The sequence below is a fragment of the Cryobacterium shii genome (assembly GCF_004402595.1).
Lineage (GTDB): Bacteria > Actinomycetota > Actinomycetes > Actinomycetales > Microbacteriaceae > Cryobacterium > Cryobacterium shii.
The window spans coordinates 16,947-35,118 of sequence record NZ_SOFY01000016.1 but is presented as its reverse complement, the minus strand read 5'-3'; the positions used below and the strand labels follow the sequence as shown (position 1 = coordinate 35,118).

Genomic DNA, 18,172 nt, shown 5'->3' with positions numbered 1-18,172 from the left:
GAGCGGGCTGCGCGGGTCACGCGGGTCACGCGGGCTGCGCGGGTCACGCGGGCGGCGCGGGTCAGGCGCGCCGGGCGTGACGGATGCGCCGCCGCCCGCCCGGCCCAGGAAGCGAACCGCTGCGACGGGAGCTCGACCCACCGGTACATCAGCTGGGCCAGCAGAAGGCTGAGCGGCACCGAGACCAGGGCGGCCAGCCACCACCGGGACGGGCCGAAGATGTTCCCGAAGGCGACCACGATCGGGAAGTGCACGAGGTACAGGCTGAAGCTGATTGACCCCAGCCAGACCAGGGGGCGAACGGTCAGCGGCCTCTGCAGCGGCGGCCACAGGGCGACGACGGCGACGATCAGCACGGCACCCGGTACGCGCAGGGCGAGGGTCAGGTCTCCCCACGGACCGGAAACCAGCGGCCGCACGAGCCAGTGCGCGATCAGCAGGAGCGGCCCGAGCGCGGTCAGGCCGACCCAGGCGACGGTGCCCCAGCGATGCGCGGTCAGTGCGGCGCCGCGGGCGCGTAGAGCGTCGACGTTCGCCGCGAGCAGCGTGCCGAGCGCGAACGCCGGGAGGTACATCAGCGGCTCGATGTGCTCGACGTAGCCGAACCCCGAGACCGCGATCAGGACCGCTGCCCAGATCGGGGTCCACCGCCGGGTGGCCGCGGCCAGCAGCACCCCGGCCGGGAGCAGCAGCGAAAACCACATCTCCCAGGCCAGCGACCACAGGGGCGGGTTGACATCGGGCCGGTTGGTCGAGCCGATGACGCTGGCCTCGCTCAGCAGATTGGCGAGGCCGACGTTCGGATCGTCCTGCCGGGCCAGCCAGGCCCCGCCGGCATCGCCACCGGTGCGGGGGACGAGGGCGATCCAGGCGGCGGCCAGGGCGACGGACACCACGACCGGAACCGCGAGCCGGATGATCCGGCGCGGAAAGTAGGAGCGCCAGTTGTAGGCCGTGGCCGCCAGGGGCGACAGCACGAGCACGAATCCGCTCAGCACGAAGAAGACGAGCACGAACTCGGGCCCCGCGAACAGGATCTTGAGCGGGGACAGCGTCGTCCACCAGCCCACCGACCAGAGGGCAACGCCGTCGCTGGACTCGTAGGCCGCGGAGATCGCCGGCACGGTCATCGACACGTGGTGCACCAGCACGATCAGCGCCGCGACCCCGCGGAGAGCGTCGAGGGCGAGCAGGCGGCCGGGCGGGGCTGGGCGAGGGTCAGTCATCGCCCACCACGCTAGGCGCGGCGGTTGAGTGTTTCCTCCGCGAACGAATTCGACGGAGATTCTCACTTAAACAGGCCCAAACGGATGCTGTGGGCTGGTTTTCGCGAAAATCTCCGTCGAATTGGTTAGGAGCGGAGCAGTGAAGCGGAAGCGGAAGCGGAGGCGGGGGAGACCCGGCCCTACTTCAGGGTGGACATGATGGCCGTCATCACGGAGGTGTCGGCCAGCGTGGTCGTGTCGCCGACCTCGCGGCCCTCCGCGACATCCTGCAGCAGACGCCGGATGATCTTGCCCGAGCGCGTCTTCGGCAGCTCGTTCACGATGAAGATCTGGCGGGGGCGCGCGATCGCACCGATCTGCTGGGCCACGTGCGCCCGCAGCACGGCCTGAAGGTCCGCGTGCGAGGACTCCTCCAGGTGGCTGTACTTGATGATGACGAAGGCCACCACGGCCTGGCCGGTCGTGTCATCGTGCGCTCCGACCACGGCCGCTTCGGCCGTCATCGGGTGCGCCACCAGCGACGACTCGATCTCGGCCGTCGACAGGCGGTGCCCCGACACGTTCATCACGTCGTCGACCCGGCCGAGCAGCCAGATCTCACCGTCGCGGTCGAGGCGGGCGCCGTCGCCCGCGAAGTAACGCGGGTTCTCCGAACCGAACTTCTCCCAGTAGGTCTCCTTGAACCGCTCCGGGTCGCCCCAGATGCCGCGCAGCATCGACGGCCACGGTTCGGTGACCACGAGCAGGCCACCGTTGTCGCGGCCGACGTGGTTGCCCTCGTCATCGAGCACGTCGATCACCACACCGGGGATCGGGCACTGCGCCGAACCCGGCTTCGTGGTCGTCACGCCGGGCAGGGCGGAGATCATGATCGCCCCGGTCTCGGTCTGCCACCAGGTGTCCACGATCGGAGCGACGTTGCCGCCGATGACCTCCCGGTACCACATCCAGGCCTCCGGGTTGATGGGCTCGCCCACCGACCCCAGCAGGCGCAGGCTCGTCAGGTCGAAGCCCTGCGGAATCTGGCGGCCCAGCTTCATGAACGTACGGATGGCGGTGGGCGCCGTGTAGAGGATGCTCACCTTGTACTTCTCGATGATCTCCCACCAGCGGCCCGGGTGCGGGGTGTCCGGAGTGCCCTCGAAGAGCACCTGGGTGGCCCCGTTGGCGAGCGGGCCGTAGACCACGTAGCTGTGGCCGGTGATCCAGCCGACGTCGGCGGTGCACCAGTAGACATCCGTCTCGGGGTGCAGGTCGAACACGTTCTTGTGGGTGAAGGCCGTCTGGGTCAGGTAGCCGCCGGTGGTGTGCAGGATGCCCTTGGGCTTTCCGGTGGTGCCCGACGTGTAGAGGATGAACAGCGGGTTCTCGGCGGGGAAGCCCTCGGCCTCGTGCTCCGCGTCGACCGAGGCGAGCTCGTCGTGCCACCAGAGGTCGCGGTCGAACCACTCCACGAAGCCTTCGGTGCGCTTGACGACGAGCACGTTGCGCACGGTGGTCTCGCCGCTCTCCAGGGCCGCGTCGACGGCCGGCTTGAGCGCGGAGGCCTTGCCCTTGCGGTAGCCGCCGTCGGCGGTGATCACGAGCACCGCATTGGCGTCGTCGATGCGCGAGCGGAGGCTCTCGGCGCTGAATCCGCCGAAGATCACGGAGTGCACGGCACCGATGCGGGCCACGGCCAGCATCGCGATCACGGCTTCGGGGATCATCGGCAGGTAGATGGCTACCCGGTCGCCGGCGTTCACGCCGAGTTTCGTCAGCACATTCGCAGCCCGCTTCACCTCGGCGGTGAGCTCGGCGTACGTGATGTCCCGGGAGTCGCCCGGCTCGCCTTCGAAGTGCAGGGCCACCCGGTCGCCGTTGCCGGCCAGCACGTGCCGGTCGAGGCAGTTCCAGGCCACGTTCAATTCGCCGTCTTCGAACCACTTGGCGAAGGGCGGGTTCGTCCAGTCGAGCGTCTTCGTGAACGGCTTCTTCCAGTCCAGGAGTTCGCGGGCCTGGTCAGCCCAGAACTTCAAACGGTCGTCCGCGGCGTCCTGATACAGCGCGGGAGTTGCGATGGCCTGGGCCGCGAATTCCGGCGTCGGCGGGAATCTACGGGTTTCGTGGAGAAGGTTGTCGATCTTTACACTCATGCGGATGTCGCTCCTTTGCGATGCGTGGTTTCGGTTCGACGGCCGGCCCGGTGGAGGCCAGGACCGGCTCGTGCGGTGCCCCGCGAATCGGGGCGTTGCGGCCATTCCCGGCGCCGAACTGTCCCCGCCGTGGCGTGGGGTAACTCGGCGCCTGCGGCAGCCGGGTGTGGTCTTACGCTGCCGGTCCTACGGGCAGCATGTTTCGCTTGAACGTGGAATTTGCCACGACCGCGAACGAGGCGTACCAGGCGAGCAGCGCCGTGATCAGTCCCAGCCAGCCCCCGACCCGGGTGAAAGCGACGACGCCGGAATACGCGCCGATGGAGAGGCAGAAGAAGGTGACGGTCAGAACAACGAAAACCAGGAAGACGGCCATGCTGGTCTTGCGTGCCGCGATGGTCATATATAAGGAGAAGATCGCCCAGGCGAACAGCCAGACGCCCACTCCCTTGCCGGCGTCCGCGCCGGCGGCGGACAAATCGGTCGCTGTAGCCAGGTACCAGAACGACATCCAGAAGGCGCCGAACGAGGTGAAGGCTGTCGCGCCGAAGGTGTTGCCCTTGGCGAATTCCCACATTCCGGCCGCGAACTGTGCGATGCCGCCGTAGAAGAGAGCCAGGCTGAACACGATCGGTTCAACCGTTGCCGGAAGAAGACCGGCGTTCACGGTGCTGAGTACGAACGTTGTCAGGGCGAATGCGCCCAGACCGAGCGCTGCTGGATCTGCGAATGAAGCGGGACCGCTGACGACGGCTGCGGGAGCCGCATTCGCCTCGGGTTGTAAGTCCGTATCGATGTTCTTCATTGAACCCCTCAATTTTCCCCTGGCGCCAGCACTGGCGTCCTCTTCAAGCTACACCACGGCCCGGCGTCATGATTTCGATGACATTGAGGGCAAATTTCGCTGCGGTAACACCCCTAATTGTGGGCCCATCAGGCCGCATGGATCCGTGTCCTCATTTATGAGGACACAAAGGACTTGCGCATCTGTAATTCCCCTTGTACATTGGGACACGTCCGAACGAAAGTTTAGACCTGCGGTGTGTTTGGTTCCCCCCAATCAACGCACTGCCGAGGCGGCACCTGTTCCCCCCAATAGGTGCCGCCCCCCTTTTTTTAACCGGCGGTTTTCACCCGGTGGATTCCGACCGGGGCTCCTCCCCAGGGCGCGGGTCGCCTCGTTTCTCTCAGGTGCACGGGCCTGACCGCACAGCGCCGCCGCCGGGCCTACCGTCGACGCATGCCGTCTCCGTTCATCGCCGTGCCGTCCTACGCCGCTCAGGGCGCGGCTCCTGCCGGGCCGACACTCGAGGGCGCGGCGCGCGACACGCCGTCCCCAGACGCGCCCGCCCCAGACCAGCCCGCCCTCGATGTCTCCGGGCTCGGCCCGCTCGCCCGGTTCGCCGCCGCCCGGCAGGTCACCGACCTGTTCGTCAACGGCGAAGCCGGGCTGTGGGTCGACGCCGGTCACGGCCTCGTGCGCGAGCCGGGCTGGGCCTGCCCCGAGACGCAGGTGCGCGAGCTGGCGGTGCGTCTGATCGCCCTCGGCGGGCGCCACATCGACGAGGCCAGCCCCTGCGTCGACGTCAGGCTCTCCGACGGCATCCGGGTTCATGCGGTTCTGCCGCCGGCGTCGAGCACCGGCACCCTGCTCTCGATCCGGCTGCCCCGGGCCGCGCGACCGAGTCTCGCCGCGCTCGCGGAGGCCGGCCTGTTCGGGCCGGGTGAGGAGGCCGTTAGTCTCGTCCAGCGGCTCCGGGCCGCGGTGCACCACCGGGAGAATCTGTTGATCACGGGCGCGGCCGGCAGCGGCAAGACCACCCTGCTCGCGGCCCTGCTGGGGGAGGCGCCGCCGGGCGAACGCATCGTCGTGATCGAGGACGTCGCCGAACTGCGCATCGACCACCCGCACGTCGTCGCGCTCGAGTCGCGCCAGGCGAACCTCGAGGGGGCCGGGCGGATCGGGTTGGACAGCCTCCTGCGTGAGGCGTTACGGATGCGCCCCGACCGGCTCGTGCTCGGCGAATGCCGCGGCGGCGAAATCCGGGAACTGCTGGCGGCCCTGAACACCGGCCACGACGGCGGCGCGGGAACCCTGCACGCGAATTCGGTGCGGGACATCCCGGCCCGGCTGGAGGCGCTCGGCGCGCTCGCCGGGATGAGCCCCGAAGCGGTGGCCCGCCAGGCCGTGAGCGCGATCGGGCTGGTGCTGCACCTGGAGCGCCGCGACGGCCTGCGCCGGCTCGCGCCCCCGGCCCGGTTCGCGCTCGACGGCCACCGGCTGGTGACCGTGCCGGTCGAGCGAGAGGAGCGGGGCCAGGGCGCCGCGACCAGGGGCCACGGCAGGCGGGCCGCCGCAGCCCCGACGGATGCGCTGCCGAGGGACACAAAGCCAAGGGACCCGGCGCTGCCGCGGGACCCGACGCCGAAGGACACACTGCCGCGGGACCCGCCGTGAGACGGTGGCGCCGGACACCCGAACCGGCGATGGAGCAGGTCGCACAGGTGACCCAGCGCCTTGCGGTGCTGCTGGCCGCGGGCGTCTCGCCGGCCTCCGCCTGGGAATATCTCGACGTGACCTCTGCGAGCGGAGGCCCCGAGGCCCCGCCGGGGGCGCCCGCATCGACGGCTCGAGGCGCATCGACGGCCCGGCGCGAATCGACGACTTCGCCCGCCCAGCCCGCGCCGATCATCCGTGCGGCGGCCGCCGCCGGGCGCCGGGGCGAGAGCATCGCGGATGCCGTCGCCGCGGAGGCCGGCCTGCTCGGCGGTCCGGTCGGCGAGGCCTGGCTCGGGCTGGCGGCGGCGTGGCAGGTGGCCACCCAGGCCGGGGCGCCGCTGGCGGACTGCCTGCGCCAGCTCGCGGGATCCTTCCGGGAGCTCGGACAACTGCACACCGACCTCCAGGTCGCCCTCGCCGGGCCGAGCGCCACGGCGCGGATGGTGGCGTTCCTGCCCGTAGTCGGCGTCCTGCTCGGCAGCCTGCTGGGCTTCGACACGCTGCGCACGCTGTTCCTCACCGTGCCGGGCTGGGTCTGCCTGGCGGGCGGGGCGGCGCTGATGCTGGCGGCCGACCGCTGGAACCGGTGGCTCGTCCGGGGGGCCCGGGCGCGCGACCAGACCCCGGGTCTCGAACTCGAACTGACCGCGATCGCCATGACCGGCGGCGGCTCGATCGACCGGGCCCGGGGCCTGGTCGACGCGGCTGCCGAGCGGTTCGCGCTGCGCCGCGGGCACTCGGTGGCCGCCATCGAGCAGGTGCTCGCCCTGTCGCAGCGGGCAGGGGTCCCGGCCGCCGAGCTGCTGCGCAGTGAAGCCGAGCAGCTGCGCCGGGACGCCCGCAGTGACGGCCAGCGCAGGGCCGCCACCCTCGGCGTCACGCTGATGATCCCGCTCGGAGTCTGCGTGCTGCCCGCCTTCATGCTGATCGGGGTCGTGCCGCTGCTGGTGACCGTCCTGTCCTCCACAGTCCTGGTCTTCTGACGGATCGCACCGATTTCCGCCCCGGCGATCGGGCCGACCCGTGCCGGGAGAGTCTGGGTGCACTCGTGCCGCCACACACCGCGTCGCCCGACGCGAGAAGGAGACGAACGCATGCCCAGCACCGATCCAACCAGCACCGGTCCCACCCCCACCGGTCCCACCGTTCCCGCGGGCACACTCGACCCGGCCGGCACGTCGCGCTGGGCCTCGAACGCCGGCTCCTCGGGCCGGCGCTCCCGCCTAATGCGGGCGTGGCCGCGCCGGCGCGACGAGACCGGGGCGGCGACGGCCGAATACGCGGTCGCGACCATGGCCGCGGTCGGCTTCGCCGGCCTGCTGATCGTGATTCTGCGCGGCGACGAGGTGCGCGGCATCCTCACCGACCTGGTGCGCAATGCCCTCACCGTGGGGTAGCCGACCGGTGCCGCGGCACACCGCAGAGCGTGGCAGCGTCACCGCCGAATTCGCGACCGTCGTGCCGGCCGTGCTGCTCGTGCTGGCCTGCTGCCTGGGGGCCGTGCAGGTCGTCGGCCAGCAGGTGCGGTTGACGGATGCCGCGGCCGGCGCCGCCCGGTCCCTTGCCCGCGGGGACAGCACCGACCGGGCCGCGGGGCTCGTCGACCGGGCCGTGCCGGGCACCTCGCTGACGTCGGAGCGGCGCGGCGAATTCGTCTGCGTGCGGCTCAGCGTGCCGAGCGCCTTCTCGCCCTTCGCAGCCTTCGGGCTGACCCTGACGGCCGGGTCCTGCGCGCTCGCCGGGGGGCTCTGATGCGGCGGACCCTGTTTCGATGGACCCGGATGCGCCGGTTCCGCACCTGGATGTGCCGGGCTCAGTTTCCGCGCACGCGGTCAGGGCGCGGCGAACGGGGGTCCGGCACGGTGCTCGCGGTCGGGGTGATCGGCGCGGTGCTCCTGGTGACGGCGGTGGTCGTTCCGCTGTTCGCCGTGCTGGCGGTCGGGCGGGCGGTGCAGGGGTCCGCGGATGCCGCGGCGCTGGCCGCCGCCGACACGGCCTCGGGCGCCGTGGCCGGGGTGCCCTGCGAGGCCGCAGCCGAGGCGGCCAGGCTCAACGGGGCATCCGTCACCGCGTGCTCGGTCGAGGGGCTGATCGCCTCGGTCAGCATCGGGCGCGGCTACCTCGGCCTCGACCTGGGTGCACGGTCACGCGCGGGACCGCCGCCCGGTTGACCTGCGCGGTCGGCGGGGCGGGAAGGTCAGGCGGGTCAGACCTACTGGCCGGATCTGTCGAGCCGGGTCAGTCGCGTCGGTTCAGTCGCGCCGGATCAGTCGAAAACGGCCTCGATGAAACGGTAGTCGACGGCGGTGGGGCGCTCCGGAAACTCGGAGGAGCCGAATTCGAGGCCGGCGCCGCGCATGTACAGATACCGCTTCTTGCCGGAGTCGGCCGGGATTTCGAGTCGCGGCCGTGGATCACCGGATTCGAGGAACTCGGTGGTGACGGTTTTGCCTTCGAGGGGGCCGTCCGTGAGCTTCGCGGTGTACGTGCCCGTTGCTGTTGTAGCCATGTTTCTATTGTCTCCGCGAGCGCCTGCCTGGCAACCCCCAATGCCGGTGGCGGTCCGGCACGAGTTGGCAGGGACTCCGGTGCAGTGTGTATGGTGTGCCTTGGCCCATCCTTGGACCCGTACCTATAAAGAGGAGTCTGGTGCCAGGCACTAAGAAGCTGGTCATTGTCGAATCGCCGACGAAAATGAAGTCGATCGCCGCCTATCTGGGCGACGGCTACGAGGTTTTGTCCTCGGTCGGCCACATCCGCGACTTGATTGAGCCCAAAAACCTCCCGCCGGAACTCAAAAAGGGTCCCCTCGGCAAATTCTCGGTCGATGTGGACAACGGCTTCGAGCCGTACTACGTGGTGTCCGACGCGAAGAAGAAGACCGTGGCCGAGCTCAAGCGGGCCATGAAGAACGCCGACGAACTCCTGCTCGCAACTGATGAGGACCGCGAAGGCGAGGCCATCGCCTGGCACCTGCTGCAGGTGCTGCAGCCCAAGGTCCCCGTGAAGCGCATGGTCTTCCACGAGATCACCAAGGAAGCGATCCTCCAGGCCAAGGACAACACCCGCGACCTCGACACCGCCCTCGTCGACGCCCAGGAGACCCGGCGCATCCTCGACCGCATCTACGGCTACGAGATCTCGCCCGTGCTCTGGCGCAAGGTGGGCCCCGGCCTGTCCGCCGGCCGGGTGCAGTCCGCGGCCACCCGCCTCGTCGTCGAGCGCGAACGCGAACGCCTGGCGTTCGTGTCGGCCGGCTACTGGGACCTGATCGCCCAGCTCGCCCCTGGCACGTCGGCGACGGATGCCGCGTTCCAGTCCAAGCTCGTCCGCCTCAACGGTGAGCGCATCGCGTCCGGCGGCGACTTCGACGACCTCGGCCAGCTCAAGCCGAAGGTGTCCGCGGTCACGCTCGACGAGGCATCCGCCCTCGCTCTCGCCGACGCCCTCAAGGAGCCGTCCGTCGCGCTGACCGTGACGAAGGTGGCCTCCAAGCCGTACCGGCGCAGCCCGGCCGCGCCGTTCACGACCTCGACCCTGCAGCAGGAGGCCGCCCGCAAGCTGCGCTTCACCGCCCGGCAGACCATGAGCGTGGCCCAGTCGCTCTACGAAAACGGGTACATCACCTACATGCGTACCGACTCGCCGTCGCTCTCGCAGCAGGCGATCACGGCCGCACGCACCCAGGCGTCGGCGCTCTACGGCGCGGAAACCGTGCCCGACAAGCCCCGCCTGTACAAAGGCAAGAGCAAGAACGCACAGGAGGCGCACGAGGCGATCCGCCCGTCCGGCGACACCTTCCGCACCCCGCCCTCGCTCGCGTCCACCCTGCGCGGCAACGACTTCAAGCTGTACGACCTGATCTGGAAGCGCACCGTCGCCTCGCAGATGGCGGATGCGACCGGTTCGACCGCGTCGGTCACCATCGCGGCCGGCCCGACCGGTCCCGCCGCGCACCCCGCGGCATCCGGAGCGCTCGCCGAGTTCTCCGCCAGCGGAACCGTGATCACCTTCCGCGGCTTCATGCTGGCCTACGAGGAATCCCGCGACGAGGAGCGCAACGCGCCCACCGACGCGACCGAGTCGAAGCTGCCGCCGCTCGAAGAGGGCCAGAAGTTGACCCTGCTCGAGGTGGAGGCCAAGGGCCACGAGACCACCCCGGCCGCCCGCTACACCGAGGCCAGCCTGGTCAAGAAGCTCGAAGAGCTCGGCATCGGCCGCCCGTCGACGTACGCATCGATCATCTCCACGATCACCGAGCGCGGCTACGTCACCCCGCGCGGCCAGTCCCTGGTGCCCAACTGGATCGCGTTCTCCGTCGTGCGCCTGCTCGAGGAGTACTTCTCCGACCTGGTCGAATACGACTTCACCGCCGAGATGGAAGACGACCTCGACCGCATCGCCGACGGCAAGGCCGACCGGGTCGACTGGCTGACCAGCTTCTACTTCGGCTCCGAGAAGCACCGCGGCCTGCGCCAGGTCATCGACAACCTCGGCGAGATCGACGCCCGCTCGATCAACTCGATGCCCATCGGCGATGACATCACCCTGCGCATCGGCAAATACGGTCCCTACCTCGAGGTCATCGACCCCGAGGCGTCCCCGGATGCGCCGCCGCGCCGCGTCAACATCCCGCCGGACCTCGCGCCCGACGAACTGACCCCGGCGAAGGCCCGTGAACTCATCGACGCGCCGGTCATCACCGACCGCGTGATCGGCGTGAACCCGGAGAACGGCAAGAGCATCGTGGCGAAGGACGGCCGGTTCGGTCCCTATGTCACCGAGCTGGAGCCGGTCGCCGAGGTCGTCGAGCCGGGCGAGACCATCGACCCGGTGACCGGCGAGGTGACGCTGCTATCCGATTCGGTTGCCGCCGAGGCCGCCGCGACGACCACGGCCGCCACGGCAGCCGCCGCGGCCAAGCCCAAGCGCAAGGGCGCGGTTAAGAAGGTCGCCGCCGTGAAACCGCGCACGGCTTCGCTGTTCAAGACCATGGACCTGGCCACGATCGACCTCGACACCGCTCTGCACCTGCTCGCCCTGCCGCGCACGGTGGGCGTCGACCCGGAATCGGGTTCCGAGATCACGGCGCAGAACGGCAAGTTCGGCCCCTACCTGAAGAAGGGCGTCGACACCCGTTCGCTGACCAGCGAGGACCAGATCTTCGAGATCGACCTGGCCGGCGCGGTCGAGCTCTACGCCCAGCCCAAGTACGGCGCACGGCGGGCGTCGAGCGCCCTCAAGGAGTTCGAGGCGCCCGACCCCGAGAGCGGCAAGGCCATCAAGATCAAGGACGGCCGGTTCGGCGCCTACGTCACCGACGGCGTCACCAACGCGACCATCCCCAAGGCCGAAACGGTGGAGGAGGTCGACTTCGACCGCGCCGTACAGCTGCTGGCCGACAAGCGTGCCAAGGGACCGGTCGTGAAGAAGGCCGCGGCCAAGAAGGCGCCGGCGAAGAAGGCCCCGGCCAAGAAGGCGGCCGTGAAAAAGACGCCAGCCAAGAAGGCCGCCGTGAAGACGACGACGGCGTCGGGGGCCACCACCACCGTGCGGAGGGCTCCGGGCACGAAGACCGGGGCGGCGAAGACCAGTGCCGCGAAGGTCGGGACGGCCCGCGCCGCAGTGGTCAGGACCCCCGCCCAGAAGGCGGCGACCGCAGCGAAGGCCGCAGCGACCCGGGCGGCCACCGCGGCCGCCAAGGCCGCCGCGAACCAGGCATCCGCGCAGTCGTGACCGGGCTGTTCATCACGGTCGAGGGCGGCGACGGGTCAGGCAAGACGACCCAGTCGCAGCTCCTCACCGACTGGCTCGAGCAGGGCGGACGCACCGTCCTGCGCACCCGCGAGCCCGGCGGCACGCCGGTCGGCGTCCTGATCCGCGAGATCGTGCTGCATCACCGCGGCGAGGTGTCCCCCCGCGCGGAAGCGCTGCTCTACGCGGCCGACCGCGCGCAGCACATCGCGACCGCGGTGCGCCCGGCGCTCGCCCGCGGCGAAGTGGTGATCCAGGACCGCTACCTCGACTCATCCGTCGCCTACCAGGGTGCCGGGCGGGTGCTGGGTGCGGACGAGATCCGCGAACTGTCGCTCTGGGCGGCGGAGGGTCTGCTGCCCGAGCTCACCATCCTGCTCGACCTCGACGAGGACGTCGCCCGCGGGCGGCTCGACGCCGATAACAAGCGGTTCGACCGGCTGGAGGCCGAGAAGAGCGACTTCCACCGCCGGGTGCGCGCCGCGTTCCTCGGGCTGGCTGCGGCCGAGCCGGAGCGTTTCCTGGTCGTGGATGCCGCGCTGCCGGTCGCGGAGATCGCCGCCGTCATCCGTGAGCGCGTCGCCGCACTGCTCTGACCTTCCGCAGTCGCGGGCATGAGTCACTCCCAGGCCGGCGCCGCCGCAGAAACCCCCGCCCCTAACGAATTCGACGGAGATTTTGCCCGTACACACTGTTTTGGGCCCTAAACCGGCCGTTTTCGGCAAAATCTCCGTCGAATTGGTTCGGCACCGGACACGGCGCTTCGCTGGGCGCTTCGCTGGGCGCTCGCTCGGCTGACCACGCCTCAGCACGAGTTCCAAGCCCTCTGTCACCGGCGGAAGGTACTCTGGTTCGATGCGAGTCTGGGACGATCTGACGGGTCAGGCGGATGCGATCGCCATCTTCCGCGCGGCGGCCGAAGGGCCGGCCGGCGATGAGGCGCGCTCGGCGGCGCCGTCGGCCATGACGCACGCCTGGCTGATCACCGGCCCGCCCGGATCCGGCCGCTCGAATCTCGCCTTCGCGTTCGCTACCGCGCTGCTGAGCCCGGGCACGGAAGACGGCCAGGAGACCACGCGGCGCCTCGTCGACGCGCGCACGCATCCCGACCTGATCGTCCTGTCGACCGAGGGCGTCATCATCAAGATGGAATCGGTCAAGGAAGCCGTGAAGCGCTCGCAGTATTCGCCCTCGGTGGGCCGGTACCGGGTGATCGTGGTCGAAGACGCCGACCGCATGGTCGAACGCACCTCGAACGTGCTGCTCAAGGCGCTCGAAGAGCCGCCGGAGCGCACCGTGTGGATCCTCTGCGCCCCGAGCGAAGCCGACCTGCTGCCCACCATCCGGTCCCGCGTGCGCTCGGTGCGGCTGCGCGTGCCGAGCATCGACGACGTCGCCGGCCTGCTCGTCGCCCGCGACGGCGTCGATCCGGCCACCGCCGAGCGGGCCGCGCGCGAGGCACAGAGCCACATCGGCATGGCGCGGCGCCTGGCGACGAACCCCGAGGCGCGCGCCCGGCGTGAGGAGACCCTTAGGGCGGCCCTCGGCATCCGTGGCGTGTCCGCGGCCGTGAACGGCGCTGCCCGGCTGCTGGCCATCGCCGGCGACGACGCGAAGGCGATCACCCTCGAGCGTGACGCCGCCGAACGCGAGGGCGTGCTGCGATCGCTGGGCGTGGAGCCCGGCCAGTCCGTGCCGCCCGGGCTGCGCAGCCAGATCAAGGCCCTCGAAGACGACCAGAAGCGGCGGGCCACCCGCAGCCTCCGCGACGGGATCGACCGCATCCTGGTGGACCTGACCTCGCTCTACCGCGACGTGATCATGGTGCAGCTGGGTCGCGAGGCCAGCGTGATCAACCGCGAGCTGCTCTCTGAGGTGCGGGCCGCGAGCGCCGCCTGCGCGCCCCCCGCGACGCTGGCGACACTGGATGCGATCGCCCAGGCCCGGCAGAGAATCGAATCGAATGTGGCGCCGGCCCTTGCCCTCGAGGCAATGCTTGTCTCGGCGATCCGCCGATGACATCGCCCACGCACCAGGCACCACGGAAGAGGAACCCGTTGACCAGACGAACCCGTTTGCGCACCGCCCCGGTGCTGGCTGGAAAGACGGTGCTGGCCCGCACCACGGTGGCTGCGCTGGTGTTCGCGCTCGGCCTGACCGGCTGCGTGCCGTTGTTCCTGCCGCAGCAGGCGCCGACGACGTCCGCCCCGACGGGTGAGAAGGTCAGCGCCGCCCTCAAACCGTTCTACAGCCAGGTGCTGAAGTGGAAGGACTGCGGCGACGGCCTGCAGTGCACCACGGCCTCGGCGCCGCTCGACTGGACCGACCCCGGCACCGAGAAGGTGGACCTGGCGCTGGTGCGGCATCCGGCCACGGGCACCCGGGTCGGCTCCCTGCTCGTCAACCCCGGCGGCCCCGGCGGATCCGGGTACGACTTCGTGAAAGAGTCCCTCGACTACGCGACGGATGCGAAGCTGCAGGCCGGTTTCGACGTCGTCGGGTTCGACCCCCGCGGCGTCGGCCGCTCCTCGAGCGTCACCTGCTACGAGCCCGCCCAGATGGACGAGTACCTCTACGGACTCCCCGTCGCGGCCCGCGGCTCGGACGCCTGGATCCAGGAGCTCACGGTGGCGGCCGCCGACTTCGGCGACGCCTGCCAGAAGAACACCGGCGCCCTGCTCGGCCACGTCGACAGCGTCAGCGCAGCGCACGACCTCGACCTGCTGCGCGCCGTCCTCGGAGACAAGAAACTCAACTTCCTCGGCTACTCCTACGGCACCTTCCTCGGCGCGACCTACGCCGAACTGTATCCCGGCAAGGTGGGCAGGCTCGCCCTCGACGGCGCGCTGGACCCCTCCACCACCAACGCCGACGTCACCCGGGTGCAGGCCACCGGCTTCGAAAACGCGCTGCGGTCCTACCTGGCCGACTGCCTGGCGGGGGAGAACTGTCCCTTCGACGGCTCCGTCGACGACGCCATGGCCACCATCGGGGCGCTGCTCGCCTCGGTCGACGTGAGTCCGATCACAGCCACGGATGGCCGCCAGCTCGGCGCGAACACGCTGCTCACGGCGATCATCTACCCGCTCTACCAGGCCACGGCGTGGCCCAACCTGAGCGAGATGTTCACCAGCGTGCTGAACGGGGACGCCGACGTGGCCTTCCAATTCGCGGACGGCTACAACGGCCGCTCCGCCGACGGCAAATACCTCGACAATTCCACCGAGGCCTTCATGGCCATCAACTGCGTCGACTACAGCTACAACGCGGACCCTGCGCTGATGCGCGCCCAGGCCGCCGAGATCGAGGCCGCCGCGCCGACGATCGGCAAGTACATGACCTTCGGCGATATCGGCTGCGCGAACTGGCCGTACAAGTTCACCGGGGAACGCAGCCAGATCAAGGCCGAAGGGGCCGCCCCGATCCTGGTCGTCGGCACCACGAACGACCCGGCAACCCCGTACGTCTGGGCCCAGAGCCTCGCCGACCAGCTCGACAGCGGCGCCCTCGTCACCTACACGGGTGAGGGGCACACCGCCTACAACAAGTCGAACGCCTGCGTGAACACGGCCGTCGACGACTACCTGCTGAAGGGCGCGGTGCCCGCGAGCGACCCGATGTGCTGACCCAGGCCAGGCCAGGCCCAGCCGGACCCGGCCCGGTCGGACGGGCCGGGCATCCGGCTGCAGATTTGCGCACCGTGTAAGAATTGAGCCATGTCGGTGCATAACGATGAACCCGGCCTGCGCGAGCGGAAGCGGCTGGCGACCAGGCGTGCCATCCAGCGGGCGGTCCTGACCCTGTCCTGTGACCGGGGCCTGGAGAAGGTGACCGTCGAGGACATCAGCCGGGTCGCCGACATCTCGCCGCGCACGTTCTTCAACTACTTCGCGTCCAAGGATGCCGCGCTGGTCGGCGACGAACTCGACCTGGCGTCGGAGCCGGAGATCGAGGCCTTCGTGCACGCTGGGCCGAGCGAGGACATCCTGGCCCAGCTGGCCGTATTGCTCTCCGACAGCCTGCGCAGCACGGAGGGCGACCGCGAGATCCACCAACTGCGCCGCACGGTGATGAAGGAGAACCCTTACCTGTTCGGCATGCGGATGGCCACCCTGCGCACCTTCGAGGGCCGGCTGCAGGAGATCATCGGCCGGCGCTTCGTCACCGACCACCCCGAGCTCGGTGCCGAGTCGGCCGAGCTGCAGCAGAAGGCCCTCCTCTTCACGCTGGTCACGGTGGCGGCGCTCCGCCACGCCTGGCGCTGCTGGGCCGAGGAGGAACCGGCGCGGCCGTTGGCCGAGCATGTGACGGCATCCTTCGCGCAGCTGTGCGAGATGACCCGCCAGACCAGCTAAGCTTGGTTGCTGTGTCACCGAGCGTCTCCGCAAGGGGAAATCGTGCGTCACGCCGCCTTAGCTCAGTCGGTAGAGCGTCTCACTCGTAATGAGAAGGTCATCAGTTCGATTCTGATAGGCGGCTCCACGTAAACTCTCCGCCCTCGGTCACCCGGACCCTCCGCGTTGGTCGTCGCCCGGCCACAACCCCGGCCCGCCGTTGAACGAATTCGACGGAGATTCTGCTGTAAAACTGTTGTTTTCAGGGTTTTGAGCCCGATGTGGGCAAAATCTCCGTCGAATTCGTTAGGGGCACGCTGTGGTGGTCTCGCGGGCGGGTGCAGGGGCGGGTGCGGGCACAGCGGGGGAGGATGCGGTTTCGACGCCGGGGATGCGGTCCGCGGCGGCCGGCCGGCGGTTCGCCCTGGCGGCCATGCTCGGCGTGGCGGCCTATGTCCTGGTGGACGTCGTGCTGCAGCTGCTACCGCCGCACTACAGCCCGATCCGCGACGCCGAGAGCAATCTCGCGGTCGGCCCGTACGGCTGGCTGATGAACCTCAACTTCCTCGGCCGAGCGGTCACGACCGGGGCCGCGGTCCTCGCCATCGGCTCGGTCGGTCCCGCCTCCCGCACGCGGCGCACCGGTCTGCTGCTGTTGCTCATGGGGGGAGCGTGCTCCGCGATCCTCGCCGCCCTGCCCACGGATGTCCCCGCACCCGGCGACCTGGTTGTGCGCACCCACACTCCCACCGGCCTCGCGCACCTGGGTGTGGCCGGGTCGGGGTTCCTGGCTGCCCTGGCCGCGGTCACCGTGCTGACGGTCTGGATGCGCGGCAGCGACGTGCACCGGGCCGTCCCGGCGGCCGTGAGCCTCGCCGCCCTGGCCGCCGCCGGGCTGCTGGCGCTGGGGGTGACCACCGCGTTCGTCCCGGAGCTGCTGGGCCTCGCGGAACGGCTGTGCCTGGCCGGCATCCTCGGCTGGACCTATCTGGTGAGCGCCGCCATCCGTCGCCCCGGCCGGCCGGCCAGCCCAGGCCTGACCCGCCGGCCAGCCCAGGCCTGACCCGCCGGCCAGCCCAGGCCTGACCCGCGCGCCTGACCAGCAGCCCGGCAGGCCCGCTCGCGCCGCGCACTCGCTAGGCTCGTTCCATGACCGACTCAATCCGCTGGGGAATCCTGGCCACGGGCGGGATCGCCCACTCCTTCACGAACGACCTCGTCCTGAACGGCTTCACGGTGCAGGCGGTCGGATCTCGCTCGCAGGCCTCGGCCGACGCCTTCGCGGCGGAGTTCGGCATCCCCACGGCCCACCCGAGCTACGAGGCTCTGGCCGCCGACCCGGATGTCGACATTATCTACATCTCGACCCCGCACCCGTTCCACGCCGAGAACGCCAGGCTCGCCCTGAACGCCGGCAAGCACGTGCTGATCGAGAAGCCGATCACCCTGAACGGGGCCGAGGCGCGCGAGATCGCCGACCTCGGTGCGCGGCTGGGGCTGCTGGTGCTGGAGGGCATGTGGACCCGTTTCCTGCCGCACATGGTGAGGATCCGTGAGATCCTCGCCGAGGGAACCCTCGGCAACGTTCGCTCCCTGATCGCCGACCACACCCAGGACCTGCCGGACGACCCGGCGCACCGGCTGAACGCCCTGCACCTGGGCGGCGGGGCGCTCCTCGACCTCGGCATCTACCCGATCACGTTCGCCTCCGAACTGTTCGGACGCCCCGAGACCGTGCTCGCGAGCGCGACCTTCAAGGCGACCGGCGCCGACGCGCAGGTGGCCACGATCTTCCGCTACGCGGGCGGGCAGATCGCCCAGACCCTGTCGGCCAGCGACACGGCCGGCCCGAACACGGCCACCATCCTCGGCACGCGAGGCCGCATCGACATCGACCGAACCTGGTACGCGCCCACGGACTTCCGGGTGCTCAACAGCGCCAACGAGGTCGTCGAGACCTTCACCGCCGAGATCACCGGGCGCGGCATGCACTACCAGGCGGCCGAGGCCGAGCAGCTGATCCGGGCCGGCAAGATCTCGAGCGACATCATGCCGGTCGAAGAGGCGGTGGCGATCATGGAGACGCTCGACCTGGTGCGCGCGCAGATCGGGCTGCGGTACCCGGGCGAATAGCGAAACCCCGAGCCGGCGTGCCCCTAACTGGGGTGCCCGCAGCGCGGGGCAACCGGCCGCCGCCCCCTCCGTCGGGTGGTGCCCGCCGAT

16 protein-coding genes and 1 tRNA gene are annotated in these 18,172 nt (G+C 70.1%); 13 read left to right on the top strand and 4 right to left on the bottom strand.

The genetic code is table 11. From position 1 onward, the window contains the following. The 3 genes from E3O49_RS04610 to E3O49_RS04600 all read right to left on the bottom strand — a co-directional run. Positions 1-1,226: acyltransferase family protein (locus E3O49_RS04610; RefSeq protein WP_134451060.1), on the bottom strand; the 1,226-nt coding region annotated here is incomplete at its 3' end. 179 nt (positions 1,227-1,405) lie between these two features. After that, entirely contained in the window at positions 1,406-3,361 is a 1,956-nt protein-coding gene (gene acs, locus E3O49_RS04605) for an acetate--CoA ligase (RefSeq protein ID WP_134366075.1), read from the bottom strand. A 172-nt stretch (positions 3,362-3,533) separates the two neighbouring features. After that, positions 3,534-4,166, bottom strand: a complete 633-nt coding sequence (locus E3O49_RS04600; RefSeq protein ID WP_134366074.1) for an acetate uptake transporter — start codon at positions 4,164-4,166, stop codon at positions 3,534-3,536. Positions 4,167-4,601: 435 nt separating this feature from the next. On the opposite strand from E3O49_RS04600, the gene E3O49_RS04595 reads away from it, so the two are divergent. From E3O49_RS04595 to E3O49_RS04575, 5 genes are all read left to right on the top strand, one after another. Beyond that, a complete protein-coding gene (locus E3O49_RS04595; protein WP_134410201.1) occupies positions 4,602-5,819 on the top strand; it encodes a TadA family conjugal transfer-associated ATPase in 1,218 nt (405 codons plus the stop codon). Positions 5,820-5,866: 47 nt separating this feature from the next. After that, complete coding sequence (locus E3O49_RS04590) at positions 5,867-6,844, top strand: type II secretion system F family protein (protein ID WP_244285250.1); 978 nt, start codon at positions 5,867-5,869, stop codon at positions 6,842-6,844. Between the two features lie 243 nt (positions 6,845-7,087). Further along, the gene (locus E3O49_RS18900) at positions 7,088-7,258 is read left to right on the top strand and encodes a DUF4244 domain-containing protein (RefSeq protein WP_134402693.1); all 171 of its coding nucleotides are present in this window, start codon (positions 7,088-7,090) and stop codon (positions 7,256-7,258) included. Positions 7,259-7,265: 7 nt separating this feature from the next. Continuing rightward, positions 7,266-7,613 (top strand): TadE family type IV pilus minor pilin, encoded by a 348-nt coding sequence (locus E3O49_RS04580; protein ID WP_241981073.1) that lies wholly within the window; start codon positions 7,266-7,268, stop codon positions 7,611-7,613. Next, on the top strand, positions 7,613-8,032 hold the full coding sequence (locus E3O49_RS04575; protein WP_241975883.1) for an Rv3654c family TadE-like protein: 420 nt from the start codon (positions 7,613-7,615) through the stop codon (positions 8,030-8,032). The genes E3O49_RS04580 and E3O49_RS04575 overlap by 1 nt, the downstream gene beginning before the upstream one ends. 95 nt (positions 8,033-8,127) lie before the next feature. Here E3O49_RS04575 and E3O49_RS04570 read toward each other — a convergent pair whose 3' ends face one another. After that, positions 8,128-8,370, bottom strand: coding sequence for a hypothetical protein (locus tag E3O49_RS04570; RefSeq protein WP_134365437.1), 243 nt, complete (start codon positions 8,368-8,370; stop codon positions 8,128-8,130). A gap of 140 nt (positions 8,371-8,510) precedes the next feature. On the opposite strand from E3O49_RS04570, the gene topA reads away from it, so the two are divergent. The 8 genes from topA (at position 8,511) to E3O49_RS04525 (ending at position 18,082) form a co-directional block, all read left to right on the top strand. Continuing rightward, positions 8,511-11,597, top strand: a complete 3,087-nt coding sequence (gene topA / locus E3O49_RS04565) for a type I DNA topoisomerase (protein WP_134451057.1) — start codon at positions 8,511-8,513, stop codon at positions 11,595-11,597. Further along, positions 11,594-12,211, top strand: coding sequence for a dTMP kinase (gene tmk / locus E3O49_RS04560; RefSeq protein ID WP_241975882.1), 618 nt, complete (start codon positions 11,594-11,596; stop codon positions 12,209-12,211). Before topA ends, tmk begins: the two co-directional genes overlap by 4 nt. 259 nt (positions 12,212-12,470) lie before the next feature. Further along, positions 12,471-13,634, top strand: coding sequence for a DNA polymerase III subunit delta' (locus tag E3O49_RS04555; RefSeq protein ID WP_134365434.1), 1,164 nt, complete (start codon positions 12,471-12,473; stop codon positions 13,632-13,634). Next, complete coding sequence (locus tag E3O49_RS04550; RefSeq protein ID WP_134365433.1) at positions 13,631-15,241, top strand: alpha/beta hydrolase; 1,611 nt, start codon at positions 13,631-13,633, stop codon at positions 15,239-15,241. The genes E3O49_RS04555 and E3O49_RS04550 overlap by 4 nt, the downstream gene beginning before the upstream one ends. Before the next feature lie 90 nt (positions 15,242-15,331). After that, positions 15,332-15,970, top strand: a complete 639-nt coding sequence (locus tag E3O49_RS04545; protein ID WP_134365432.1) for a TetR/AcrR family transcriptional regulator — start codon at positions 15,332-15,334, stop codon at positions 15,968-15,970. 51 nt (positions 15,971-16,021) lie between these two features. Next, positions 16,022-16,097: transfer RNA gene (locus tag E3O49_RS04540), tRNA-Thr, on the top strand. 171 nt (positions 16,098-16,268) lie between these two features. Continuing rightward, entirely contained in the window at positions 16,269-17,012 is a 744-nt protein-coding gene (locus E3O49_RS04530) for a DUF998 domain-containing protein (RefSeq protein ID WP_160141018.1), read from the top strand. A gap of 86 nt (positions 17,013-17,098) precedes the next feature. Then, entirely contained in the window at positions 17,099-18,082 is a 984-nt protein-coding gene (locus E3O49_RS04525; RefSeq protein ID WP_134365430.1) for a Gfo/Idh/MocA family protein, read from the top strand. Positions 18,083-18,172 lie beyond the last annotated feature (90 nt).

Excerpts from the sequence above, each read along its gene's own strand:
- E3O49_RS04550 (WP_134365433.1), top strand. The coding sequence starts at position 13,631 with ATGACATCGCCCACGCACCAGGCACCACGGAAGAGGAACCCGTTGACC.
- E3O49_RS04595 (WP_134410201.1), top strand. The coding sequence starts at position 4,602 with ATGCCGTCTCCGTTCATCGCCGTGCCGTCCTACGCCGCTCAGGGCGCG.
- E3O49_RS04575 (WP_241975883.1), top strand. The coding sequence starts at position 7,613 with ATGCGGCGGACCCTGTTTCGATGGACCCGGATGCGCCGGTTCCGCACC.
- E3O49_RS18900 (WP_134402693.1), top strand. The coding sequence starts at position 7,088 with ATGCGGGCGTGGCCGCGCCGGCGCGACGAGACCGGGGCGGCGACGGCC.
- acs (WP_134366075.1), bottom strand. The coding sequence starts at position 3,361 with ATGAGTGTAAAGATCGACAACCTTCTCCACGAAACCCGTAGATTCCCG.
- E3O49_RS04570 (WP_134365437.1), bottom strand. The coding sequence starts at position 8,370 with ATGGCTACAACAGCAACGGGCACGTACACCGCGAAGCTCACGGACGGC.
- E3O49_RS04555 (WP_134365434.1), top strand. The coding sequence starts at position 12,471 with ATGCGAGTCTGGGACGATCTGACGGGTCAGGCGGATGCGATCGCCATC.
- E3O49_RS04545 (WP_134365432.1), top strand. The coding sequence starts at position 15,332 with ATGTCGGTGCATAACGATGAACCCGGCCTGCGCGAGCGGAAGCGGCTG.
- E3O49_RS04525 (WP_134365430.1), top strand. The coding sequence starts at position 17,099 with ATGACCGACTCAATCCGCTGGGGAATCCTGGCCACGGGCGGGATCGCC.
- E3O49_RS04600 (WP_134366074.1), bottom strand. The coding sequence starts at position 4,166 with ATGAAGAACATCGATACGGACTTACAACCCGAGGCGAATGCGGCTCCC.